This window comes from Pseudomonas sp. WS 5059 (assembly GCF_012985525.1).
Taxonomy (GTDB): domain Bacteria; phylum Pseudomonadota; class Gammaproteobacteria; order Pseudomonadales; family Pseudomonadaceae; genus Aquipseudomonas.
In genome coordinates this window covers 444,129-466,976 of record NZ_JAAQWO010000005.1, presented here as the reverse complement: position 1 = coordinate 466,976, position 22,848 = coordinate 444,129, and the positions used below count along the sequence as shown (strand labels likewise).

Below are 22,848 nucleotides of genomic sequence, written 5' to 3'. Positions count from 1 at the left end.
AATAATGATCGAAATAACAAATCTAACAAAGAAAGCCGGACGCACTACGATCCTCGACAACTTGACATTCAGCGCTCAGCCCCGGGAATGCATAGGATTGTTCGGACATGATGGCGCCGGCAAAAGCACCCTACTAAAACTACTTTCAGGTGGCATTCCTGCAACTTCCGGAAATATAAAAATATACGATCTGGCTATATCCACACACCCTATAAAGACCAGAAAGATAATAGGTTACCAGCCTGAATCCGCACTCAGCCATGGCAGCATGAAGGTTAAGAGCTTTCTGGGTTTCATGGCTGAAGTTCGTGGGTTCCGGGGCCTGGAAAAACGCAAGATGGTGGATCGCGCCATCACCCGCCTGGAGCTATGGCGGGTACTCAACTCACCCGTCGCCGCTTTGCCTGCGGGGCACCGACGCAAAGTGGCACTGGCCCAGGCCATTGTGCATGACCCCAAGCTGCTGCTGCTCGATGAACCCACCGAAGGCCTGGACGCCCTGCAAAAACATAAGGTCGGGATGCTCATCCAGTCACTGACCGAAGACATGACCGTGATGATCGCCTCGCGTAACCCCGAGGAGTTTTCCTCGATCTGCCAGCGGGCGCTGGTCCTGGCCGAAGGCCGCCTACTGGCTGATGCCCCGGTCACGCAACTGCTGCGCAGCTCGCGTCATTACCAGGCAATCACCCTGGCCGCCGATGCTCCCCTGGACCTGCTGGCGCTGGCCGTACTTCCTGGGGTGGCCGGTATTGAAGAAGACCGGCATGCCGACGGCAGCGTGACGGTACTCGCGATGCCGGGGCAAATCATTTATCCCCACGTCAATGCCCTGGTCGCCAATCGTCGTTGGAAGATCAACGCCTTGAGCATTGAGCCGGGACGCCTAAGCGATGTCATCCACCATATGAGCCAGGAGGCACCCAATTGAAACGTCTACCCGTGATATTCAAGCGCCAACTCAGCAGTTACTTGTCGAGCCCAGCCACTTACTTCGGCATCGCACTCTTCCTGCTGACCAATGCTGCGCTGGGTTTTTATGTAGGACACTTCTTAGATAAAGCCCCGACTAATTTACATGCTTTTTTTCAGTTCCATCCCTGGCTCTATCTAATTTTCATTCCATTTATTTCCACATTACTTTGGCTGGATGAGCATAAAGATACTGCACTGGTCTTTACCAACACCCTGCCAGTTTCCGCATTAGAACTGACATTGGGCAAATTTTTCGCCGCATGGGTCCTGTGTGCCCTGACCCTGCTGTTAAACTTTCCGCTGATTATTGCCATCAACTATCTGGCCCCGGCGGACAACTCAACGATCCTCGCGCAATGTATCGGGAGTTGGCTGCTGGCTGGGGCCTATCTTTCGTTCTCCGGTCTTATCTGCGTCCTGGCCTGTAACCGACTGATTATCTTCAGCCTCACCCTTACGTTGCTATTGATAACCAGCACTTTATCATCCGTGCTGGATATGCTGGCCCATCAGACACCGATCTGGATTATTGACAGTTTGATCTCACTCAATCCACGGCTACGTTTCGGCGCCATCGACAGCGGCCTGTTGACGCTGCAGGACACCTCGTATTTCGTCAGCATGATCATCGCTTTCCTCACTGCAACCACCCTCACTTTAAATTTCAGAAAAGGCTGAGAACGGATATCCCATGAGGAACCTTATAAACTTTGGCGTGACGTTGGTCGTCATCGCCCTGCTTTTTCTCGCCTTCAATCTGGTCTGGGTCCTGAAACTGCCCAACTATCGCCTGGACCTTTCCGGGCACCAAATCCATACCCTGTCTCCCTCCACCGATGCCCTGCTCGCGACACTTGAAATGCCCATGGACCTGTACTTTTTCAACGCCAGCCACCCCCGTAAAAGTGAAGTTTTGAACAATCATGGCGAACACATCGCAATGCTGCTCAAGGCTTATGAGAGCGCGGCAAACGGCAACATCAATCTGCACCTGATCGACCCCCGGCCCTTTTCCGAAGATGAATATAAGGCGCAGGTATTGGGACTGGACAGTAAACAAGGACTGTTTGGCCTGATCGGCATCCGTGCAAACCAGGAGCCGCAGAAAATCGAAAGGTTCGACCCCAGCCAAGCGGACTTCCTGGAATATGAGATCAGCCGCCTGATCCACAACGTCGCCCGCCAGGAGCAACCGACTATCGGGCTGATCTCCGGATTACCCATAGATGGCAGCCGGGACGAGCTCAATCAGGCCACCGCGCCGCCGTGGCAGTTGCTCAAGGAGTTGCGCAGCCATTTCAACCTGATGAGCCTGGGCAACGACATCCCGCGCATCCCCGAACACATCAAGACCTTGATGGTCGTCCAACCCGCTCGACTCGCGCAACAAACACTTTTTGCCATTGACCAATTTGTCCTGGCAGGGGGCAGGTTGATGATGTTTATCGACCCGCTGAACGATCTGGACTCGACCGCCCACACCGCCATCCAGCAAAGCCTGCTCGCGGCTTGGGGCGTGCAGATGCCGGCGAATATGGTATTGGCGGACAGCCTCTATGCAACCCCGGTAGTCATGACCAGCGGCCAGCCGCCTGTACGCCACCCCGGGGCAATTACCCTGCCCAGAGAGGCGATGGCGCAGCACGATATCAGTAGCTGGGGCGTCGACAGTGTGACGCTGTTAAATCCCGGCACGCTCATGCCACTGAAAAAAAGCCGCACCACCTTCACCCCGCTGCTGCAAAGTTCCGAGCAAGCCAGCACGTTCGATGGGGCACGTTTCACTCAAAAGGACGCTTTCGACGCCATGCTCGGCGAGGCGGCCAATCGTGGTCGGAGGAATGTAATCGCCGCCCGCATCGAAGGGCCCGCCTATTCCGCGTTTGCGGACGGTATCAACGGCCAGAAAGCTACGCTGCAAAAGGCCACGAATATCCAAGTAGTTGTGGTTGCCGACATTGACCTGCTCAGCGATCGCGTCTGGCTGGCCCCACGCAATGCCAACGGGCAAAAAGCGCCGCGTCCAGGCAATGCCAGGTTTGTCTTGAATACCCTGGACAACCTCGCAGCACCCGACACGCTGCGCGCGATCAGCCCACGTGCGAGTGACCAGCGACCACCAGGGTTGCTGGAACGGCTGCGCAACGAGGCCGCACAAACCTACCGAAAAAAGGCGGCCCTGCTGGAACAACGCCTGGACCAGGCAGAAAAGGAATGGCAATTACTGAACACGCCGCCATCAATGCTGGGGGGGCAGGCTGTCCCTTCGAGCGCGCTGTTGCAGGCGCTGAACAAAGAACGCCTGCGATTACGCATGGAGCTTCACACCTTGGAAAATACGGCCTACAAGAGCGTCCGCCAGTTGGAGCTCAGCGTGGTGCTGCTCACCAGCATCACCGTTGCGCTGATCGTAAGCCTGTTGGGCTTGGGGATCTTCGTCTCGCGTCGCCGTCGCCAGCACCCGCCTGCCGCAGCGTTCTACTGAGCGTCGCGGCTTAACGCCGGGTAATCAAACCCTGGCGCGCCACGCGGGTCAGGTGGCGGATGAACTCGCTGGCATCCTCGGCGTTCGGCGCCTGGATCACCGCCAGGTCAAAGCTGTTGGTGGCAAAGCGCGCCAGGGACTCACCATCTTCGACAAACTGGATCAGGAACGCCGAAGGACGGCCAGTGCGGCGGGGCCAGCCATCCAGGTAACGCAATAGCGTCGGCTGGTGCTTGCCGCCAAGGAGGATTTTCGGGTTGCGCTGAGTCAGGCCCGCAGTGATCGGGGCCAGGCGTACAAGAGGTCGTAGTGCATTCATCGTGTCGTGTCTCTGCCTCAAAAGTCTGCGGGCAGGTGAGAGGCAACACCGAACCAGCGCTTTAGCGGTATTTCGAAACCTGGAGCAGGCTTCTGTCGGGACTGCAGCGAGTCCCTGTGGCGCCCCGCAATTAGCTGTTTAAATCGGCGCATGCAGCATCCTAGAGAAGCCGGTGGGGCGGTGTCAAGAATCCCGTACAACGAAAAAGGCCCGCACGGGGCGGGCCTTTAACACGTGTGCAGCGCGATCAATTGGCGATGGCGCGGTCAGCAGACAGTTTGCCAGCACCTTCGAACAGCACCGCCACTGTGCCACCTAGCAGTGCCAGGGCGAACTCATAGCCGTTGTTGGCCATGAACAAACCGTTGCTGATATGCACCGAGAAGATCGCCACCAGCGAGACAATGGTCAAGCCCAGCGCCGCTGGACGTGCCAGCAAGCCAATGATCAGCGCCAGCCCGGCAAAGAACTCAGTACCGCCCGACAACAGTGCCATCAGGGTACCCGGGGCCAGGCCGATGCTCTCCATCCACTGCGCCGTGCCTGCCAGGCCGCCGCCGCCGAACCAGCCGAAAAGTTTTTGCGAACCGTGGGCGGCAAAAATGATACCGACGAAAATCCGCAGGACTGTCAGGCCGTAGCCTGCGCGGGTGGACAGAAGGTTTTTGATCATTGGGCTCATAGTGATAATCCTTTTCGAAGTAGGGGTTGGTTGGCCGCTATATTAATCAGTTTAAATAATGATAAAAGCCGAAAAAAGCGCTAATCAATATCGATAAATTAGATTATTTGCGTGAGACGATCTTGGCGCCCACCGGCTCCAGGGAGTCCCGTTCCCGATCAAAGGCCAAGTAGTACTTGTTCACGCTATTAACATAGCTGACGCCGCCCATTCCGACCTGCTCCATGGCGATGCGCTCGACCTGGAAGAACCACTGATTGGGGTTCAAGCCCCGGCGTCGCGCCTCGGCGCGCATGCCCTGCACCCGTTCCGGGCCCATGTTGTAGGCCGCCAGGACGAACGCCATGCGCTCGCGCTCATTGAGCTTAGGGCTGGCGAAGAACTTGCGCCGAATCAGCGCCAGGTAGCGCGCACCCGCCTGCACATTGCTGTCCAGGGTCTGGATATTGTTGACCCCTACCCGCTGGGCGGCCGACGGAGTGATCTGCATCAGGCCGGTTGGCCCGCTGCCGCTTTTCGCGCCGGGATTGAGGGACGACTCCTTGAAAGCCAAGGCCGCCAGGTTCAGCCAGTCCATGCCTTGCTCACGTGCATGCTTTTGCAGGATCGGGCGCAGTTTTTCCAGGCGCTGTCGATCCGCCCGCGCCAAGGGGTAACGCACCTGATAGAGGCGGCGATAAATACGCTGGAAGGCCACATCCTGGTCTGACGGAGTCTTGTAGGTTTTCAGGAAGCGATCGATGCTCGCCCGCAGCATCGAGGCATCCTGACGTACGAACCAGTACTCCTCCCCCGGCTCACTGATCGCTACTTGCTTGTCAAAACGCAACTTGGGCAGGATCTTCGACCAACGCTCGGCAATCGGCCGCTCGACAATGGTCAGGTGGAAGATCCCCGCCTGGACCATCTCCAATACATCTTCCACCGCCAGGCTGGGGTCCACCCATTCCACCTTGACCGGCGGCAGTTTGCGCAGCGCCAGTTTCTGGTTGATCTGGTTGACCGCCTCCCCCGCTGCACTCCCCGTCGTCAGGGCCAGGGTGCGCCCCGACAACTGCTCCAAGCGGGTAAACCGTCGCTCGCCCTTGAGGCCCACCAGCCACAGCGGCACATCGCTGGCAATCGGGTCACTGCTGCTGATCTTGTGGGCCGCCGTCGCATCCAGCAGTTCACCGGGCGCCACCAGGTCACCTTCACCACGGGCCAACGCGCCCAGCAACTGATCCTTGGCCTTGGGGATGATTTTGAGGTTGATTTCCTGGCCATCGCGGGCACGGCCATTGAGGTAGTGTTCGAAGGCGCGCAGGCGGTGGTACTCAACGCCAATGGACTGGCCCTGGACCTCACCGGAACTGTTACGGCTCTGGTTGACCAGCACCCGCAAGGTGCGGCTGCTGCGGATTTCTGCCAGGTCCCGGACTTTGCTCGGCTTGGTCACTTCCAGCGGCCCGTCCAGACGCGCAACCGCCGCAGTGGGCAGCAGCAGGGTCAGGCACACCATGAGCATTGCCGAGGGTCGGATCATCCGCTCTCCGGAAAGAACAAGGCCCCATGCACCGCGAAAAACGCCGCATTGGGGGACAGAAACAGAGCGCCAGAGGCGCAGACTTTGCACGCAAGGGTGTCACAGCAGCAGGCCATCGGCCAACCACGGTGTTACTTGCGACGTTCAAAGACAGCGATAACTCGTTGTAGTTCTTGGTTTTTCTTATAAATCTACAGCTCTGATAGACTTTCCGGCCGCAGGCGGAGATAGCACCATGCAACTCATTGATATTGGCGTCAACCTGACCAACCCCAGTTTCGACGACAAGCACCAGGCCGTGCTCGACCGCGCCTATGCCGCTGGCGTGGGCCAATTGGTCGTCACCGGCACCAGTGTGCAAGGCAGCGAGCAGGCCCTGGAACTGTGCCAGCGTTGGGATGAAAGCGCCCGGCGACTGTTCTCCACTGCGGGCATTCACCCCCACAGTGCCAGCGACTGGAACGCCGACAGCGCCCGGCAACTGCGTGATCTGCTCAGCCAGGACCGGGTACGCGCGGTGGGTGAATGCGGGCTGGACTTCAACCGTGACTTCTCACCCCGCCCCCAGCAGGAAAAAGTCCTCGAAGCCCACCTGGCATTGGCCGTCGAATTGCAGTTGCCGGTGTTTCTCCATGAACGGGACGCCAACCAGCGCCTGCTGGAGATCCTGCGCGACTACCGTGATCAACTGCCCGCCGCCGTGGTGCACTGCTTCACCGGCGAGCAACGCGCGCTGTTCAGCTACCTCGATCTGGACCTGCATATCGGTATCACCGGCTGGATCTGTGACGAACGCCGTGGGATGCACTTGCACCCGCTTGTAAGGGAAATCCCTCGGGGCCGCCTGATGCTGGAAAGCGACGCGCCCTACCTGCTGCCACGCACCCTGCGCCCCAAACCGAAGAACGGGCGCAATGAGCCGGCCTATCTGCCGGAAGTCTTGCGCGAAGTCGCCCTGCACCGCGAAGAAAGCCTGGAAGACCTGGCCCAACACAGCACCGCCTGCGCCCGCGCCTTTTTCGGCCTGCCTGCGTTGGATTGACGCGGTGCATTGACCCATATCAACACCCATTTCCCGGATAGCGGCACAATAATGGCACCTTGCCAATACTGTTTCCGCTATCAGAGAAAACCTTCCATGGGTGCCTGGCTTAGCAATATCTCGCTGAAGTACAAATTCTGGGCCGTGAATGCGGTCGCGTTCATCACCACACTGCTGTTGGTGCTGTATGCCGTGCAGCTTGAACAACAGGCCCGCAGCCATGCCTCCCAAGCCTCGGCACAAGCCCAGGGCCGCTTGCTCGGTGCCTGGCCGGCCGGGCAAGCGCTGCCCACAGGCGAGCACTGGCTGACATTTGCCCGGGGCCAGGTTCCCGAGTTGGCGGACCAGGACTTGTCCGCCCTCAGCGAAGCCAGCGGCTGGGTCGAGTTCAATCACATGCCGCTGTTCGGCGAGAACCCGTTGATGGGCGCCGAAGTCGTCGCCCGCGCCGATGGCCAGCAAGTTGCGGTATTGGCCTATGCACCGAGCCTGAGCCAGGTGTTTACCGAACGTTTCACCAACTACGCGGTGGCGGTGCTGATCCTGATGCTCGCCATGCTCTGCGCCTCGCAGTTACTGATCCGCTTTTTGCTGGCCCAACTCAACACCTTGAAAGACGTAATGCTGCACGTCGAGAAAACCGGCGACCTCTCGGCCCGCGTGCCCCTGGCGTGCAAGGACGAAGTCGGGCAGATGGCCAGTGCCTTCAACGCCATGCAGGCCGGGTACCAGCGGGTGGTCAGCACCGTGGCACGCACCGCCAAGCTGTTGGACGATGGCGCCGCGCGCCTGGCCAGCAGCATGAATGAGGTCCAGCACGGCATGCTCGGCCAGCAAAGCGAGACCGACCAGGCGGCCACCGCGATCAATGAAATGACCGCCACCGTGTATCACATCGCCCAACACGCCGGTGCCACCCGCGACTTGTCCCAGACCGCCGACACCCTGGCCGGCAGCGGCCAGGAAGTGGTGACCCGCGTCCAGCGCTCGATTGCCGGGTTGTCCACCGGTGTACAGCAAACCGCCGAGATGATCCAGAAGCTGGCCGAGGACAGCCAGAAAATCAATGGCGTGGTCGGCGTGATCCACAGCATCGCCGAACAAACCAACCTGCTGGCCCTCAACGCCGCCATCGAAGCCGCGCGCGCCGGGGAAATGGGCCGCGGCTTTGCGGTGGTGGCCGATGAAGTACGCAACCTGGCCAAGCGCGTGCAAAGCTCCACCGATGAGATCACCCGCATGGTCTCTGCCCTGCAGGCCGGTACCCGGGATGCGGTGGACTTTATGCAGGAAAGCTCGTTCAAGGCCGACGACTGCGTGCAGCAGGCCCAGGAAGCCGGCGCCTCACTCGCCGAAATCACCAGCGCCGTGGCGCAGATGCGCGAGAGCAACACGCAAATTGCCGTTGCCGCCGAGCAGCAGAGCCATGTGGCCGAAGAGATGAACCGCGCGGTGGTGAGCATTCGCGATGTCACGGAAAACACCGTGCAACAGACTGTGGATTCGGCCACCACCAGCAACGAACTGGCGACCCTGGCCGGCGAGTTGAGCAAGGCTATCGGCCAGCTCAAACTGTAACGTTTGCCCACCGATCAGCCAGCGCACGCCGCTGGCTTGCTCCATCAAAACGCTATAACCCCCATAGCCAACCCCAATTCGCCGCCCCTGCCCGCCCGACCTAAACTCTGTTCATCAAGTATCAATGGACAGAGGATTTATCATCATGGGCAAACGTCACCCCAATCTCCCGGCCTGGCAATGGCGCGCCTACCCGCAAAACCATCAGCACCCGACCAACCTGGTATTGCACCTGATTGCCGTGCCGTTGTTCATCGTCGGGTTCCTGCTGATTGTGTCCGGCGTGTTCAGCCTGAGCCTGGCCAGTTTCGCCATCGGTGTGGTCGGCGTAATGGCCGGCCTGGCGCTGCAACGCCACGGCCATAGCCTGGAAGCCCAGGCCAGCGAGCCGTTCAGTGATCGTAAAGATGCAGTGCAGCGCCTGGTGGTCGAGCAGTTCGTGACCTTCCCGCGCTTTGTCCTCAGCGGTGGCTGGTGGCAGGCCTGGCGTCAGCGCCACCGCCACTGAGGATGGCTCAGGCGAAGACCACCACGGTCTGGCGGCTGATGGCGATCAATTGGCCGTCAGGCCCCCACAACATCGCCGCAGCATGGCCGTAACCGTCGCGGGCATGCTCGATCTGGACGTGGTACTGGCACCAGTCCAGCGTCGTCAACTGCGCCAGGGGCTGGATGAATTCGATGGTCCAGGTCAGGGTGCTGCCGGGTGCCGGCTTCTTCAGGTGCGGCAAGAGCGCCGGCGGCCAGGCATCCACCAGGGCGAGGATATGGGCTTCGGTCAGAGGCTCTTCTTTCACATCCCCCCGCAAGCGCACCCAGCCGCCCATTTCCCGGGATTTGTTGCCGGTGAACGGCAAGCCACCGACACTCCAGCGCATCGCCAGGTGGCGCATGAATTCAGGCGTCACGCCTTTGATATAGGGCAGTTCCTGGCACTCGTCCCAATGCTTGAAGGCCGGCGCGGGCAAGGCCGGCACGTCGATCTCTGAAGGCCGCGATGCGCCGAAGCTGGCCTGGGCCAGGGTCATCACTTCACCGCCCTGCACCACCCGCCCCAGCAACTGGCTGACCGCCTTGCCTTCGCGCAACACTTCCACTTGATAGCTCGCCGATAGATCTGGCGCCACTGGCCCGACAAAGGTCACGGCCAACGAACGCAACGGCCGATCCACCGGCACCTGGGCGCGCAACGCTTCGTATTGCAAGGCGGCAACCAGCCCGCCAAACGTGGCGCGACCCTGGGCCCACTCGGCCGGAATAGACACGTCCAACGGGTTGTTACGGGCAGCGTCGAGCAAATCACTAAAGCGCATGGCGACCTCACATCAAGAAAACCGATGAGCGATCTTAACCAGCGCGCCAGCCCGGTACAGCACTTATTCCGGCCAAATACCCAGACAGATAAGCCGCAGACTCAGAAACAGTCCGCCGCCAGCTTGTCGAGGACCCGGTCCGCCTTGCCCTCGGCCTGAGCCATGGTGCGCTGCCAGACCGCGACACAGGGCTGTAGATCGGCCTGCTGCGCGGCTTGCGCCAGCCATTGCCAGCAGTCATGCCAATCCCCCAGCGCGCCCTGGGCAGACTTGAGGCGGGACATGGCCTTGGCCGGCACCTGGCCCAATTGCGGGTAGGCCTCGGCCGCGTAGCGCACGCGCTTGATCAACAAGCGCAGGCGATGGCGGTCGTGATCGGGATCGTGCAGTGCCACTTCCAGTGCCTGCCATTGCTTGGCCAGGCGCTTTTCGATGCGCGTGCGCAGGCCCTTGAGCAGTTTTTGCTGCTGGGATGCGCGGATAAATCGTGGAAAGGCTTCGAGGATCAGCAGCAGTCGCGCCAACTCCGGGCTTTTCGCCACCTGTTGATAGGTCTGCGACTGCAGGCGCAGGCGCCGGGCGGCTGCTTGGTGATAACCGTGCTGCTGCAGATACGCCGCCAACACCTCGCGGTCGCGCAGCGGCGTGGTCAATTGGCCGACTGCGCTGGCGGCCGTCTCCAGTTGCTCGACGCCGGGCAGCCCGCGCAAGGGCCGCAACAGGCTGCGCAGACGGCGCACGGTGGTGCGCAGGTCGTGCAACGCTTCGTCATCGGTAACCGCCGCCAGACGCGCCTGGCAACTCAACAATCCGACTTCCAGGCCAATGACCTGGGCGACTAACTGATCCACCAACGCCGACATGCTGCTTCCCCTGTTAAACAACGTCCATGCACCTGCGCAAAACAGGTGTCTGGAACCACCTTAACCATTCCCCCCGCGGGTTGCGCTGACTCGGATCAACGCCCGGCGCGCGACTCACGGATATAGAAACGGGCTTTTTCGGCTTTGCTGGCACAGCCTTCAAACGCTTCGAATTGCTGCTGGGTCTTGGCGCCGGTCAGCAACGACAGGGCCTTGGAATAGCTGACCGTGCCGGCAAACCCTTCGGCCTTGGCCAGGTCCAGTTCGTGCCACGCAGCATCCAACTGGCTGCCACAGCTATCGCGATAGGCCGTTTTGCCGGCACAACCGGCCAGGGCCAACACAATCACAGGCAAACACATCCAGGCTTTCATCAATGACACCTCAAGAAAAGAAAACAGTCGTGGGATGTAGACGCTGCCTACATCGAAAAGTGCCTTGTCACACAGCCTGAAATGCCCAGTACTGATAGCCAAAGCATACCCGAGCAAATAGGTCGGTTTACGAAATTTATCGCTCCGGTCAACTAGGATTGAAGCAGCCCCCTGGTTAGGTGCATTGTGGACAGCTGTTTTGCGAAGGATCCGGTCATGAAAAAACGCGTTGCATTGGTCCTGGGCTCCGGCGGAGCAAGGGGTTATGCCCATATCGGGGTGATCGAAGAGATCGAAAAACGAGGCTATGAAATCGCCTGTATCGCCGGCTGTTCCATGGGCGCGGTGGTGGGCGGGATCTATGCGGCGGGCAAGCTGCAGGACTACCGGAACTGGATCGAAAGCCTGGATTACCTGGATGTGCTGCGCCTGGTAGATGTGAGCTTTCGCCTGGGGGCGATACGCGGCGAGAAGGTCTTCGGGCAGATCCGCAAGATCGTCGGCGAGATCAATATCGAAGACCTGCGCATTCCCTACACCGCGGTGGCCACCGACCTGACCAACCAGCAGGAAATCTGGTTCCAGGAAGGCTGCCTGCACCAGGCCATGCGTGCCTCGGCAGCGATCCCCAGCCTGTTTACCCCGGTGATGCAAGGCAACCGCATGCTGGTGGACGGCGGCCTGCTCAACCCGCTGCCTATCGTGCCGGTGGTGTCGAGCCATTGCGACCTGATCATTGCGGTCAACCTCAACGCCACCAACCAGAAACACTACACCCTGCCGGTGATCCAGCGCCCGCCGGCGTTCAAGAGCCGCTTCGATAACCTGGTGCGTTCACTGGGCTCGCACCTGCCGTTTCGGCGCAAGCAGGCCGAGCAATTATTGTTGCTGGAACAGGAAGCACTGCAGGCGCAAGCCGCCGATATCAACCCTTGGCTCGAAGGCGCCGAGCCCGAATCCCAGCAACCGGCTGCGGCCCCGGAAACGCCCGGCGCCCCCAAGTCGGCCACCGGTTCGTTCATCATCGACAACGTGGGGCCGGCATCGCTGCTGGACTTGATCAACCAGAGTTTCGAGGTGATGCAGACGTCGCTGGCCCAGTACAAAATTGCCGGCTACCCGCCGGATGTGCTGATCAACGTGCCCAAGCGCGTGTGCCGGTTCTTTGAGTTCTACAAGGCGCCGGAACTGATCGCGTTGGGGCGGGAGATTGCCAGTGATACGCTGGATCGGTATGAGAGTGAGCAGAGTTGAGCTCTGCGGCGGGGTTTATGGCCTCATCGCGGGCAAGCCCGCTCCCACCTTTTGCATGTGTTCACACAGCTAAATGTGGGAGCGGGCTTGCCCGCGATGAGGCCGGCCCAGCAACCACAATCCCTCAGCAGCCCCCAACAACCAATACCCCACCTTTTGCATGTATTCGCACAGCTAAATGTGGGAGCGGGCTTGCCCGCGATAGGGCCGGCCCAGCAACCACAATCTTTCAGCCCTCCCCCCCCAACAACCGATACCCCACCCCCGCCTCGGTCACGATAAAACGCGGCTGGGTCGGGTCATCCGCCAGCTTTTGGCGCAAGTGCCCCACCACAATCCGCAGGTAGTGGCTGTCTTCGGTATGGGTCGGGCCCCAGATATCCTTGAGTAGTTGCTGCTGGGTGATCACCCGGCCCGGATGACGCGCCAGTTGCGCCAGGACCGCGTATTCCTTGCGGGTCAGGGCCACATCGACACCGTCCAGCAGCACCCGCCGATACGCCAGGTCGACCGTCAGCGGGCCGAAACTCAGTGCGGCTTGCTGCGCTTCGCCGGTGGGCGCCTGGCGCAGCAGCGCACGCACCCGGGCGAGGAACTCCTGGATGCCAAATGGCTTGGTCACATAGTCGTTGGCGCCCCCATCCAGGGCCTGGACCTTCTGCCCTTCGCTGGCACGCACCGACAACACCAGCACCGGGGCGCTCGACCATTCGCGCAGCTCGCACAGCACCTGTTGGCCGTCCATGTCCGGCAGTCCCAGGTCCAGCACCACAAGGTCCGGCTTGCTCAAGGCCGCCTGGGCCAGCCCTTCGGCGCCGGTCCCGGCCTCAATCACTTTGTAGCCCTGGGAGGCCAGGCTGATGCGCAAGAACTTGCGGATCTGCGGCTCGTCGTCAATGACCAAAATCGTCGCAGTCTGGCTCATGGTGTTCCATCACAATCGCTGAAAAAAGATAAGAGTAGCGCAGCGGGTATCACGCTTCACTCTCCAGACTCGGCTGCGTCTGCAACGGCAGGAACAAGGTGATGCAAGTGCCCCGCCCCTCGATGCCCTCGGCCACGCTGATATGCCCGCCGTGGGCGCCAACCATGCCCTGGCAGATTGCCAGGCCGAGTCCGGTGCCCTGCCCGCCCCGGTCGCCCCGTGCGGCGGTGTAGAACATATCGAAAATCTTCGCCCGTTCGTCTTCGGGAATCCCCGGCCCTTCGTCACTGACCGAGAAAAACAGCGCCTGCTCCGCCACGCCGGCGCGCAGTTGCAAGCGGCCATGGGGCGGTGAAAAGCGTGCAGCGTTTTCCAGCACATTCACCAGTGCCTGCTCGATCAACGCGGCATGTACATAAAGCAGCGGCAACTCGGGCGGCACATCGGTGCTCACCTGCAACGGCGCCAGCACCGCGCGCAAACGGGCGAGGGAACTGCCGACGATATCGCCGGGCGACACCCAGTCCCGCGCCAGCTTCAAGGCGCCATGGCCCAGGCGGGTCATGTCCAGCAGGTTCTGGATGTAGCGGTCCAGGCGCTCGGCTTCATCGCGGGTGCCTTCCAGCAACTCACGCCGATCTTCCAGGGGAATCGCTTCGCCCAGCGCCAGCAGGCTGTCGATGCTGCCGCGCATGGAGGTCAGCGGCGTGCGCAAGTCATGGGACACCGAGGCCAGCAAGGCGCTGCGCAGTTGTTCGGTCTCGCCGTGCAAACGGGCGGCCTCCAGGTTCTGGGCCAGTTGCGCGCGGGCCAGTGCCTGGGCCAACGGTTGGCTCAAGGCCGTGAGCAAGCGCCGGCGTTGGCCACTGAGTTCCAGGCCGGCCTTGGGGCTGACGCCGAGTAGGCCCAGCGGACCGTTTTCAGCAGACAACGGCCACCACCACCAACGCCCAAACGGCAAGGTGCCGGTGCCCATGCCCGCTGGCTGATCGTGCTGCCAGGCCCAGTCGGCGGCGGCACGTTCAGCCTCGGTAAAGGTGATCGGCCCACCGGTCTCGACCTTCCAGTCACTGGGCCCGTCGCGATTGACCAGGCACAGCTGCAAGTCGCTCCAGCCCTGCAGATGGTGGGCCGCCGCGCTGACCACCGCCTGGCGATCGGTGGCGGCGGTGAGTTTGCGCGACAGGTCGAGCAGTTCACTGGTTTCTTCCTGGGTGTCGCGCAGGGCCTGCAACTGCCGACGCTGGCGCGCAGCCAGGTTGCCGGTCAGCGCCGCCATCAGCAGAAAGAACAGCAAGGTCAGCACATCCTCTTCACGCTGGATGGCGAAGGAGAAATTCGGCGGGATAAACAAAAAGTCATAGGTCATGAACGACAACGCCGCACACGCCAATGCCGGCCCCAGGCTGCTGCGCACCGCCACCAGCAGCACCGCCGCGAGGAACACCAGGGAGATATTGGGCAGCGGCAGGACACTCGACACGCCCCATGCCAATGCACTGGCCAGCACGGTTGCCAGCAGCGCCAGGGCGTAGTCGAACCACACCAGACCACGTACATCGGGCAAGCGTGGCGGCACCGGCGTTTCATCGCTATCGAGGACGTTGATCTCCAGGCCCCGGGCATTGCGCAACAGGCGCGCCGCCAAGCCACCGCCGAACAGCCGGCGGCGCCAGCGCGGGCGCGACTGCCCCACCAGCACCAGGCTGGCACGGCGTTCGGCCGCGTGCTGGATCAGGGTCTTGGCCACTTCGCCGGCCCGCAGCAACACCACTTCGCCGCCCAGGCGCTCGGCCAGTTGCTGGGCGTTTTGCAGGCGCAGCCGCGACTGTTCGTCACGTACCCGACCGTTGTCCACATGCACCAGGCTCCAGGGCAAATGCCGGCGCTGGGCCACACGGCTGGCGTGGCGCACCAGGCGTTCGGCCTCGGCATCGCCATCCACCCCCACCAGCAAGCGCCCGCGCACGGTGGGCGCGGCCTGGCCCAGTTGCCGGTAGCCCTGGGCCAGATCGTCATCGACGTGCGCGGCGGCGGTCTGCATTGCCAGCTCGCGCAGGGCCATGAGGTTGGTCTGGGTAAAGAACGCATCGATGGCCGCGCGCGCCTGCTCCGGCACGTAGACCTTGCCGTCACGCAGGCGCTCCAGCAGCTCGCGGGATGGCAGGTCGATCAGCAATAATTCATCGGCTTCCTGCAATACCCAGTCCGGCAGGGTTTCACGCACCTGCACGCCGGTGATGCCACGTACCTGATCATTGAGGCTTTCCAGGTGCTGGACGTTGACCGTGGTGAACACGTTGATCCCGGCAGAGAGCAGCTCCTGGATGTCTTGCCAGCGCTTTTCGTGGCGACTGCCGGGGGCGTTGCTGTGGGCCAGCTCGTCCACCAGCACCAGCTTGGGCTTGGTGGCGAGCAAGCCGTCGAGGTCCATTTCTTCGAGCATCACCCCACGGTATTCGGAGCGCAGCAGCGGCTGCTGGGGCAAGCCACTGAGCAAGGCCTCGGTCTCGGCGCGGCCGTGGGTTTCCACGACGCCGGCCACCAGTTTGACGCCCTGGCGCAGTTGGGTGTGGGCGGCCTGGAGCATCGCGTAGGTCTTGCCCACGCCCGGTGCGGCACCGAGGAACACTTTGAGCCGGCCACGGCCGTGCTTGGGTAGGTCGGCTAGAAGGGCGTCGGCGCGGCCGGAGTCACTCATGGGGCAGTCTTCTTTCAGTTAGGGATGTTGGGAACAGGTTGGCGCCATCGCGGGCTTGCCCTAATGCCAGTCAGTTAAGCGCAGATCCCCTGTGGGAGCGGGCTTGCTCGCGAAAGCAGTGGGTCATGGGCCGACGTCTTCGCGGCGATGCGGCGATCCGACAAGCCCGCTCCCACATTTGATCTTCACTGCTTTGAGCATTGCGTTCGCTTAACTGATCGGCACCAGGGCAAGCCCTCGATGGCGGCGCAACGGTCTACAACTTTTCCAGCGCCATATTCAGCGCCAGTACATTCACCACCGGCGGCCCCACCAGCGGCTGTTCGATATGCTCGTCCATCAAGCGCTCCAGGGTCGACACCGGCAACTGGCGTGCCGCTGCTACCCGCGCCAGTTGATAGGCAATCGCCTGCGGTGGCAAGTGTGGATCAAGACCGCTGCCGGAGGTAGTCAATAGCGCCAGGGGCACCGGGCCCTGGCCGGGGCCCTGGATTTTCGCGGCGTCGTCAAACACCCGCGTCGCCAGCGCCGGGTTGCTCGGGCCGAGGTTGCTGGCGCTGCTGGACACGGTGGCAAACGCACCCGCCGAAGGCCGCGAGTGGAACCAGCGCTCGCCGGTAAATTCCTGGGCAATCAGGCTGGAACCGCGCACCTTGCCTTGGTCGTCACGCACCAGGCTGCCATTGGCCTGATCGGGAAAGGCCACCTGGGCGACACCGGTCACTACCAACGGATAGGCCACGCCCGTGATCAGGGTCATCAATACCAACAGGCTCAAGGCCGGACGGATCATGCTGGACATTTCATCTTCCTCAATTGATTCGTGACCTGTAGGAGCCGGCTTGCCGGCGACAGCGGTGTGTCAGTTACACCGCGTCAAGCGGATCGCCGGCAAGCCGGCTCCTACAGGGTTGGGTCAGACCAGGTGCAGCGCGGTCAAAAGCATGTCGATCGCCTTGATCCCGGCGAACGGCACCACAAGCCCGCCCACGCCATAGATCAACAGGTTGCGTCGCAGCAGCGCCGCCGCACTCGCCGCCTGCACCCGCACACCGCGCAGGGCCAGGGGGATCAGCACCACGATGATCAGCGCGTTGAACACAATCGCCGAAAGGATCGCGCTCTGCGGGCTGTTCAGGTGCATCACGTTAAGCACGCCCAGTTGCGGGTAGATCGAGGCAAACAGCGCCGGCAGGATCGCGAAGTACTTGGCCACGTCGTTGGCGATGGAAAAGGTGGTCAACGCGCCCCGGGTCACCAGCAATTCCTTGCCGATCTGCACCACGTCCAGCAGCTTGGTCGGGTCGCTGTCGAGGTCGACCATGTTCGCCGCCTCGCGGGCCGCCTGGGTCCCGTCATTCATGGCCATGCCCACATCCGCCTGGGCCAGGGCCGGGGCGTCGTTGGCACCGTCGCCACACATGGCCACCAGGCGCCCGTCGTTCTGCTCATGGCGGATGCGCGCCAGTTTTTTCTCCGGCGTGGCTTCTGCCAGCACATCATCCACGCCGGCTTCAGCGGCAATCGCGGCGGCGGTCAATGGGTTGTCGCCGGTCACCATCACCGTGCGGATCCCCAGCTTGCGCAGCTCGGCAAAGCGCTCACGGATACCCGGCTTGACCACGTCCTTGAGGTGGATTGCGCCAAGCAATTTACCGTCGGCACACACCAGCAACGGGGTGCCGCCGCTCTGGGCGATCTTGTCGATTTCCCGGGATAGCGCGGGCAACAGGTCTTGGCGTTGCAGGCCGATAAACGCCAGCAGCGAATCGACCGCACCTTTACGGTAGACCCGGCCCTGATAGTCCACACCGGACAAACGCGTTTCGGCGCTGAACGGCACGCCTGTCAGCTCTTGCACGGAGGGCTCGTTGTACGGATGCAGGGCGCGCAGGTATTCGACGATGGATTTGCCTTCCGCCGTATCGTCGGCCAGCGAGGCCAGCAGCGCGCCTTCGGCCAGTTCCTTGCCGTTGACGCCAGGCGCGGCATAAATGCCTGCACAGCGACGGTTACCGAAGGTGATGGTGCCGGTCTTGTCCAGCAGCAGCACATGCACGTCCCCCGCCGCCTCCACGGCGCGCCCGGACTTGGCGATCACATTGAGGCGCACCAGGCGATCCATGCCGGCGATGCCGATGGCCGATAACAGGCCGCCGATGGTGGTGGGAATCAACGTCACCAGCAGTGCCACCAAAAACACCAGCGGCAGGCTGCCATTGGCGAAATGGGCGAAGGGCTGCAAGGTCACCACGACCAAAAGAAAGATCAGGGTCAGGCCGATCAGCAGGATATCCAGCGCCACTTCGTTGGGGGTTTTCTGGCGCTTGGCACCTTCGACCAGGGCGATCATGCGGTCCAGCGTCGACTCACCGGGGTTGGCGGTGATGCGAATCAGCAGCCAGTCCGAGACCAGCCGGGTATTGCCGGTGACGGCCGAGCGGTCGCCGCCGGACTCGCGGATGACCGGCGCGGACTCACCAGTGATCGCCGCCTCGTTGACCGCCGCGATGCCTTCAATGACTTCGCCGTCGCCAGGGATCATTTCCCCGGCCGCAACCCGCACCACATCGCCTTTGCGCAGGCTGGTGGCAGGCACTACCGTGAAGCTGCCATCGGCCTCCTGGCGCCGCGCACTCAGGCCTTCGCTGCCAGCCTTGAGGCTATCGGCGCGGGCCTTGCCACGGCCTTCGGCCAAGGCTTCGGCGAAGTTGGCGAACAGCACGGTGAACCACAGCCACAGGGCGATCTGCACCGCGACAAAGGTCGGTACGCTGCTGTCCGGCACCAGGCACAACACGGTGGTGAGGATCGCGGTCAGCTCGACCACCAGCATCACCGGCGAACGCTTCAGCTGGCGCGGGTCCAGCTTGACGAACGCCTGGATCAGCGCCGGGCGCCACAGGGCCGAGATCGCGGTCTTGGCCGACTCCTGGGTCTTGACCGCAGCGGTATTGTTTACAGGCATATTCATGTTCATACCCCTTAGAAGCCCATGCTCAGGTGTTCAGCAATAGGGCCCAGTGCCAGCGTCGGCAGGAACGTCAGGCCGCCCACCAGCAAAATGGTCACGGTCAGCAGCGTCACGAACAACGGGCCGTGGGTCGGGAAGCTGTTCTGGCCAATCGGTGCGCTTTTCTTCATCGCCAGGCTGCCGGCCAGGGCCAGGACCGGGAGGATGTAGCCAAAGCGGCCGATCAACATGCCCAGGCCCAGCATCAGGTTGTGAAACGGGGTGTTGGCGCCCAGGCCACCAAAGGCCGAACCGTTGTTGGCACTGGCCGAGGTGTAGGCATAAAGCAACTGGCTGAAGCCGTGGGGGCCGGGGTTGCTGATGGTCGCGGCGGTGGCCGGCACGCTGGCGGCAATCGCGCCGAGTACCAGTACGCCGACAGGCATCACCAGCAGGGTCACCACCAGCAGTTGCACTTCCCGGGCCTGGAGTTTCTTGCCGAGGTATTCCGGGGTGCGGCCGATCATCAAGCCGGCGAGGAATACCGCGATCAGCACGTTGAGCAACATCCCGTACATACCGGCACCGACGCCGCCGAAGATCACTTCGCCGACCATCATATTGACCAGCGCGACCATCCCGCTCAGGGGGTTGAGGCTGTCCTGCATGCCGTTGACCGAACCGTTGGACGCCGCCGTGGTGGTCACCGACCACAACACGGTGCCGGTGGTACCGAAGCGCGTTTCCTTGCCTTCCAGCGGCGCAGCCTGCTCGACGGCCGGGTTGTTCAGGGTCGGGTTGGGCTGGTACTCAGACCACAACGACACCGAGCCACCGATCAGGAACAGCGCCAACATGCAGCCGAGGATCGCGCGGCTCTGGCGCAGGTCCTTGACGTAGTGGCCAAAGGTGAACACCAACGCCACCGGGATCATGATGATCGCCGCCAGTTCAAACAGGTTGGCCCAGGCGGTTGGGTCTTCAAACGGATGCGCCGAGTTGACCCCGAAGAAGCCGCCGCCGTTGGTCCCCAGTTGCTTGATCGCAATCTGACTGGCGGCCGGGCCGAGCGGGATCACCTGATCGACGCCTTGCATCGTCAGGGCGTCGACATAGTGGGCGAAGGTTTGAGGCACGCCCTGCCAGACCAGAAACAACGCCAGCACCAGGCACAATGGCAGCAGGCCATAGAGGGTGGCGCGAGTCATATCCACCCAGAAATTGCCCAGGGTGCTGGCGGACTTGCGACCAATCCCACGGCAAAGGGCGACAAGCACCGCAAGGCCAGTGGCCGCACTGACAAAATTCTGCACGGTCAGGCCCACCATCTGGCTCAGGTAGCTGAGGCTGGCTTCACCGCTGTAGGACTGCCAGTTGGTATTGGTCATGAAACTGACGGCGGTATTGAACGCCTGCGTCCACTCCTGACCCGGCAATTGCTGCGGGTTGAGCGGCAGGTAACCCTGGAACAACAGGATTGCAAACAACAACAAAAAGCCCGCCAGGTTGAAGGCCAGCAGGGCCAGGGTGTACTTCTGCCAACTTTGCTCTTGTTGTGCATCAACCCCGGCCACGCGATAACACACGCGCTCCACCGGTCCGAACACCGGCGTCAGCCACGTGCGCTGCCCTTCCATCACCTTGTAGTAGAACCGCCCCAGAAATGGCGCCGGAACCAGCACCACGGCGAAGAAGGCGATGATCAGCCAATAGTCATAACTGTGCATAGCCGCTCCTAGCCCCGGTCCGCGCGCAACAGCGCAACCAGCAGATAAATGAACAGCGCCACGGCCAGTAGCAGTGACACCCCGTCCAGAACACTCATGGAAGTTTCTCCGTCAAACGGCGACTGCCGCGTATGGGGCATTGTCCGCAGGAGGCGCGTAAAGGAGCGAGGGCGAGTGGGTGGTGGAGGCGTAAAGACGGCGTAAAGAGTGGGCTGGGCTTAGGTCTGCGAGATGGCTATCGCGACTAAGCCCGGCGCCTGAGCTTGAGCGTGTTCACCGAGCCCATGTGGGAGCGGGCTTGCCCGCGATAGCGCCAGTGCAGTCACCACCGCCCTACCCTGGTGCACGAAATAACAGTCTCAAACAACAAACTATCTCCCGGGCGACAGTTGCTGCCCTTTACGACGCCCTTTTCCAAGCTGGCATGGCCGCTGCAATGTCCTGAAACATTCCAAACCGTTCAGGGAGCAGCACGATGAACACACAACTCAAGCCCACCTTGGGCACCTTGCACCTGTGGGGCATCGCCGTCGGGCTGGTGATCTCCGGCGAGTACTTCGGCTGGAGCTATGGCTGGGGCGTGGCCGGGACGCTGGGCTTTTTGGTGACGTCATTGATGGTCGCCGCCATGTACACCTGCTTTATCTTCAGCTTCACCGAACTGACCACCGCGATTCCCCACGCAGGCGGGCCGTTTGCCTACAGCCGCCGAGCGTTCGGCGAGAAAGGTGGGTTGATTGCCGGGCTGGCCACCTTGATCGAATTCGTCTTCGCGCCCCCGGCGATTGCCCTGGCGATCGGCGCCTACCTGAATGTGCAATTCCCGGCACTCGACCCGAAACACGCAGCGGTCGGGGCCTACTTCGTGTTCATGGGCTTGAATATTCTCGGGGTCAAACTGGCTGCGACCTTTGAATTGGTGGTGTGTGTGCTGGCCGTGGCCGAACTGCTGGTGTTTATGGGCGTGGTCGCCCCGGCGTTCAGCTTCAGCAACTTCGCCCTCAACGGCTGGGCGGGCGCCGACACCTTTGGCGCACCGGCCGTTGCCGGGATGTTCGCGGCGATCCCCTTTGCCATCTGGTTCTTCCTCGCCATCGAAGGCGCCGCCATGGCCGCCGAAGAAGCCAAGGACCCGAAACGCACGATTCCCAGGGCTTACATCAGCGGCATCCTGACCCTGGTGTTCCTGGCCATGGGCGTGATGTTCTTTGCCGGCGGCGTGGGCGACTGGCGCACCCTGTCGAACATCAACGACCCCCTGCCCCAGGCGATGAAAACCGTGGTGGGCGAAAGCTCCGGCTGGCTGCATATGCTGGTGTGGATCGGCCTGTTCGGCCTGGTCGCCAGCTTCCACGGCATCATCCTCGGCTACTCGCGGCAGTTCTTCGCCCTGGCCCGCGCCGGGTACCTGCCCTCCTCCCTGGCCAAACTGTCACGCTTCCAGACACCCCACCGGGCCATCCTCGCCGGCGGCGTGGTGGGCATCGCCGCAATCTACAGCGACGGCCTGATCAACCTTGGCGGCATGACCCTGACCGCCGCGATGATCACCATGGCCGTGTTCGGCGCCATCGTCATGTACATCATGAGCATGCTCAGCCTGTTCAAACTGCGTAAGAGCGAACCGCTGCTGGAGCGCACCTTCCGCGCGCCGGGCTACCCTATCGTGCCGGCCATCGCCCTGATCCTGGCGCTGGTGTGCCTGGTGGCCATGGCGTGGTTCAACACCCTGATCGGCCTGATCTTCCTCGGGTTCATGGCCGCAGGTTTCATCTACTTCCAACTGACCGCCCAAGACCGCGCCGATGCACCGGCAGATGCAATGTTGACCGGGCTCTAAACCAGCGAGGCAGAACGGGCCTACAATGGAACGACTGACGAACGCCGTCACTCAAAGCTGATAGTGCCGTGGGGAATCTTCCCCATGGCAGTCGGCCTCAAGGAGAGCCCTATGCCCTGGTATGCCTGGTTGATCATGGTGGTCGCTATCGGTTCGATCGTCGGTGGCTTGATGATGCTGCGTGACAGCGCCAACAAAGTGGAACTGACCGACGAACAACGCAAACGCGTCGCCGAGCGCAATGCTCAGGCGGACGCCAAGGATGCGCAGGATCGCTGAAACAAACGCCTCG

The 22,848-nt window shown here is 61.9% G+C and carries 21 protein-coding genes; 9 read left to right on the top strand and 12 right to left on the bottom strand.

What is annotated here, in order from left to right; all coding sequences use genetic code 11:
- Nucleotides 1–4 precede the first annotated feature (4 nt).
- The 3 genes from HBO12_RS17460 to HBO12_RS17450 are packed head-to-tail and all read left to right on the top strand — an operon-like array spanning nt 5 to nt 3,460.
- Nucleotides 5–931 carry an ABC transporter ATP-binding protein gene (locus HBO12_RS17460; RefSeq protein ID WP_170042808.1) on the top strand — a complete coding sequence of 309 codons (927 nt, stop codon included), beginning with the start codon at nt 5–7 and terminating at the stop codon, nt 929–931.
- Nucleotides 928–1,653 (top strand): ABC transporter permease, encoded by a 726-nt coding sequence (locus HBO12_RS17455; protein ID WP_170042807.1) that lies wholly within the window; start codon nt 928–930, stop codon nt 1,651–1,653. The genes HBO12_RS17460 and HBO12_RS17455 overlap by 4 nt, the downstream gene beginning before the upstream one ends.
- Before the next feature lie 37 nt (nt 1,654–1,690).
- On the top strand, nt 1,691–3,460 hold the full coding sequence (locus HBO12_RS17450; protein WP_346343186.1) for a Gldg family protein: 1,770 nt from the start codon (nt 1,691–1,693) through the stop codon (nt 3,458–3,460).
- Between the two features lie 10 nt (nt 3,461–3,470).
- Here the strand turns inward: HBO12_RS17450 and HBO12_RS17445 are convergent, their stop codons facing one another.
- From HBO12_RS17445 to HBO12_RS17435, 3 genes are all read right to left on the bottom strand, one after another.
- Nucleotides 3,471–3,779 carry a class I SAM-dependent methyltransferase gene (locus tag HBO12_RS17445; protein WP_169952685.1) on the bottom strand — a complete coding sequence of 103 codons (309 nt, stop codon included), beginning with the start codon at nt 3,777–3,779 and terminating at the stop codon, nt 3,471–3,473.
- A gap of 247 nt (nt 3,780–4,026) precedes the next feature.
- Nucleotides 4,027–4,461, bottom strand: a complete 435-nt coding sequence (locus HBO12_RS17440) for a DoxX family protein (protein WP_057439195.1) — start codon at nt 4,459–4,461, stop codon at nt 4,027–4,029.
- Between the two features lie 103 nt (nt 4,462–4,564).
- The gene (locus HBO12_RS17435) at nt 4,565–5,986 is read right to left on the bottom strand and encodes an MltF family protein (protein ID WP_169952687.1); all 1,422 of its coding nucleotides are present in this window, start codon (nt 5,984–5,986) and stop codon (nt 4,565–4,567) included.
- A gap of 235 nt (nt 5,987–6,221) precedes the next feature.
- On the opposite strand from HBO12_RS17435, the gene HBO12_RS17430 reads away from it, so the two are divergent.
- From HBO12_RS17430 to HBO12_RS17420, 3 genes are all read left to right on the top strand, one after another.
- Nucleotides 6,222–7,028, top strand: a complete 807-nt coding sequence (locus tag HBO12_RS17430) for a TatD family hydrolase (RefSeq protein ID WP_169952689.1) — start codon at nt 6,222–6,224, stop codon at nt 7,026–7,028.
- A 96-nt stretch (nt 7,029–7,124) separates the two neighbouring features.
- On the top strand, nt 7,125–8,606 hold the full coding sequence (locus HBO12_RS17425; RefSeq protein WP_170042805.1) for a methyl-accepting chemotaxis protein: 1,482 nt from the start codon (nt 7,125–7,127) through the stop codon (nt 8,604–8,606).
- Between the two features lie 145 nt (nt 8,607–8,751).
- A complete protein-coding gene (locus HBO12_RS17420; protein ID WP_170042804.1) occupies nt 8,752–9,114 on the top strand; it encodes an Mpo1-like protein in 363 nt (120 codons plus the stop codon).
- A 7-nt stretch (nt 9,115–9,121) separates the two neighbouring features.
- Here the strand turns inward: HBO12_RS17420 and HBO12_RS17415 are convergent, their stop codons facing one another.
- The 3 genes from HBO12_RS17415 to HBO12_RS17405 all read right to left on the bottom strand — a co-directional run bounded on the left by HBO12_RS17415 (nt 9,122) and on the right by HBO12_RS17405 (nt 11,156).
- Nucleotides 9,122–9,919: an acyl-CoA thioesterase gene (locus HBO12_RS17415; protein WP_170042803.1), complete on the bottom strand. Its 798-nt coding sequence runs from the start codon at nt 9,917–9,919 to the stop codon at nt 9,122–9,124.
- A 101-nt stretch (nt 9,920–10,020) separates the two neighbouring features.
- Entirely contained in the window at nt 10,021–10,782 is a 762-nt protein-coding gene (locus HBO12_RS17410; RefSeq protein WP_170042802.1) for a CHAD domain-containing protein, read from the bottom strand.
- A gap of 95 nt (nt 10,783–10,877) precedes the next feature.
- Nucleotides 10,878–11,156, bottom strand: coding sequence for a hypothetical protein (locus HBO12_RS17405; protein WP_029300795.1), 279 nt, complete (start codon nt 11,154–11,156; stop codon nt 10,878–10,880).
- Between the two features lie 216 nt (nt 11,157–11,372).
- On the opposite strand from HBO12_RS17405, the gene HBO12_RS17400 reads away from it, so the two are divergent.
- Complete coding sequence (locus tag HBO12_RS17400; RefSeq protein ID WP_169952699.1) at nt 11,373–12,410, top strand: patatin-like phospholipase family protein; 1,038 nt, start codon at nt 11,373–11,375, stop codon at nt 12,408–12,410.
- A gap of 229 nt (nt 12,411–12,639) precedes the next feature.
- On the opposite strand, the gene HBO12_RS17395 is transcribed toward HBO12_RS17400, so the two are convergent.
- The 6 genes from HBO12_RS17395 to kdpF form a co-directional block, all read right to left on the bottom strand.
- The gene (locus HBO12_RS17395) at nt 12,640–13,335 is read right to left on the bottom strand and encodes a response regulator (protein WP_170042801.1); all 696 of its coding nucleotides are present in this window, start codon (nt 13,333–13,335) and stop codon (nt 12,640–12,642) included.
- A 49-nt stretch (nt 13,336–13,384) separates the two neighbouring features.
- The gene (locus HBO12_RS17390) at nt 13,385–16,036 is read right to left on the bottom strand and encodes a sensor histidine kinase (protein WP_170042800.1); all 2,652 of its coding nucleotides are present in this window, start codon (nt 16,034–16,036) and stop codon (nt 13,385–13,387) included.
- Between the two features lie 256 nt (nt 16,037–16,292).
- Entirely contained in the window at nt 16,293–16,838 is a 546-nt protein-coding gene (kdpC, locus tag HBO12_RS17385; protein ID WP_170042799.1) for a potassium-transporting ATPase subunit KdpC, read from the bottom strand.
- 114 nt (nt 16,839–16,952) lie between these two features.
- A complete protein-coding gene (kdpB, locus tag HBO12_RS17380) occupies nt 16,953–19,016 on the bottom strand; it encodes a potassium-transporting ATPase subunit KdpB (RefSeq protein ID WP_407073412.1) in 2,064 nt (687 codons plus the stop codon).
- Between the two features lie 5 nt (nt 19,017–19,021).
- Nucleotides 19,022–20,716: a potassium-transporting ATPase subunit KdpA gene (gene kdpA, locus HBO12_RS17375; RefSeq protein WP_170042798.1), complete on the bottom strand. Its 1,695-nt coding sequence runs from the start codon at nt 20,714–20,716 to the stop codon at nt 19,022–19,024.
- 8 nt (nt 20,717–20,724) lie between these two features.
- Nucleotides 20,725–20,814 carry a K(+)-transporting ATPase subunit F gene (gene kdpF / locus HBO12_RS17370; RefSeq protein ID WP_032863112.1) on the bottom strand — a complete coding sequence of 30 codons (90 nt, stop codon included), beginning with the start codon at nt 20,812–20,814 and terminating at the stop codon, nt 20,725–20,727.
- 377 nt (nt 20,815–21,191) lie between these two features.
- Here kdpF and eat point away from each other — a divergent pair, with 377 nt between their 5' ends.
- The gene (gene eat, locus HBO12_RS17365; RefSeq protein WP_170042797.1) at nt 21,192–22,556 is read left to right on the top strand and encodes an ethanolamine permease; all 1,365 of its coding nucleotides are present in this window, start codon (nt 21,192–21,194) and stop codon (nt 22,554–22,556) included.
- A gap of 111 nt (nt 22,557–22,667) precedes the next feature.
- Entirely contained in the window at nt 22,668–22,835 is a 168-nt protein-coding gene (locus HBO12_RS17360) for a DUF2897 family protein (RefSeq protein ID WP_003172675.1), read from the top strand.
- Nucleotides 22,836–22,848 lie beyond the last annotated feature (13 nt).

What these genes read in the sequence shown, in the direction of transcription:
- HBO12_RS17425 (WP_170042805.1), top strand. Translation starts at nt 7,125, where the DNA reads ATGGGTGCCTGGCTTAGCAATATCTCGCTGAAGTACAAATTCTGGGCC.
- HBO12_RS17360 (WP_003172675.1), top strand. Translation starts at nt 22,668, where the DNA reads ATGCCCTGGTATGCCTGGTTGATCATGGTGGTCGCTATCGGTTCGATC.
- kdpF (WP_032863112.1), bottom strand. Translation starts at nt 20,814, where the DNA reads ATGAGTGTTCTGGACGGGGTGTCACTGCTACTGGCCGTGGCGCTGTTC.
- HBO12_RS17440 (WP_057439195.1), bottom strand. Translation starts at nt 4,461, where the DNA reads ATGAGCCCAATGATCAAAAACCTTCTGTCCACCCGCGCAGGCTACGGC.
- HBO12_RS17435 (WP_169952687.1), bottom strand. Translation starts at nt 5,986, where the DNA reads ATGATCCGACCCTCGGCAATGCTCATGGTGTGCCTGACCCTGCTGCTG.
- HBO12_RS17405 (WP_029300795.1), bottom strand. Translation starts at nt 11,156, where the DNA reads ATGAAAGCCTGGATGTGTTTGCCTGTGATTGTGTTGGCCCTGGCCGGT.
- HBO12_RS17445 (WP_169952685.1), bottom strand. Translation starts at nt 3,779, where the DNA reads ATGAATGCACTACGACCTCTTGTACGCCTGGCCCCGATCACTGCGGGC.
- HBO12_RS17400 (WP_169952699.1), top strand. Translation starts at nt 11,373, where the DNA reads ATGAAAAAACGCGTTGCATTGGTCCTGGGCTCCGGCGGAGCAAGGGGT.
- HBO12_RS17390 (WP_170042800.1), bottom strand. Translation starts at nt 16,036, where the DNA reads ATGAGTGACTCCGGCCGCGCCGACGCCCTTCTAGCCGACCTACCCAAG.
- HBO12_RS17415 (WP_170042803.1), bottom strand. Translation starts at nt 9,919, where the DNA reads ATGCGCTTTAGTGATTTGCTCGACGCTGCCCGTAACAACCCGTTGGAC.
- HBO12_RS17460 (WP_170042808.1), top strand. Translation starts at nt 5, where the DNA reads ATGATCGAAATAACAAATCTAACAAAGAAAGCCGGACGCACTACGATC.
- HBO12_RS17395 (WP_170042801.1), bottom strand. Translation starts at nt 13,335, where the DNA reads ATGAGCCAGACTGCGACGATTTTGGTCATTGACGACGAGCCGCAGATC.
- kdpA (WP_170042798.1), bottom strand. Translation starts at nt 20,716, where the DNA reads ATGCACAGTTATGACTATTGGCTGATCATCGCCTTCTTCGCCGTGGTG.
- HBO12_RS17430 (WP_169952689.1), top strand. Translation starts at nt 6,222, where the DNA reads ATGCAACTCATTGATATTGGCGTCAACCTGACCAACCCCAGTTTCGAC.
- eat (WP_170042797.1), top strand. Translation starts at nt 21,192, where the DNA reads ATGAACACACAACTCAAGCCCACCTTGGGCACCTTGCACCTGTGGGGC.
- HBO12_RS17420 (WP_170042804.1), top strand. Translation starts at nt 8,752, where the DNA reads ATGGGCAAACGTCACCCCAATCTCCCGGCCTGGCAATGGCGCGCCTAC.
- kdpC (WP_170042799.1), bottom strand. Translation starts at nt 16,838, where the DNA reads ATGTCCAGCATGATCCGTCCGGCCTTGAGCCTGTTGGTATTGATGACC.
- kdpB (WP_407073412.1), bottom strand. Translation starts at nt 19,016, where the DNA reads ATGAACATGAATATGCCTGTAAACAATACCGCTGCGGTCAAGACCCAG.
- HBO12_RS17410 (WP_170042802.1), bottom strand. Translation starts at nt 10,782, where the DNA reads ATGTCGGCGTTGGTGGATCAGTTAGTCGCCCAGGTCATTGGCCTGGAA.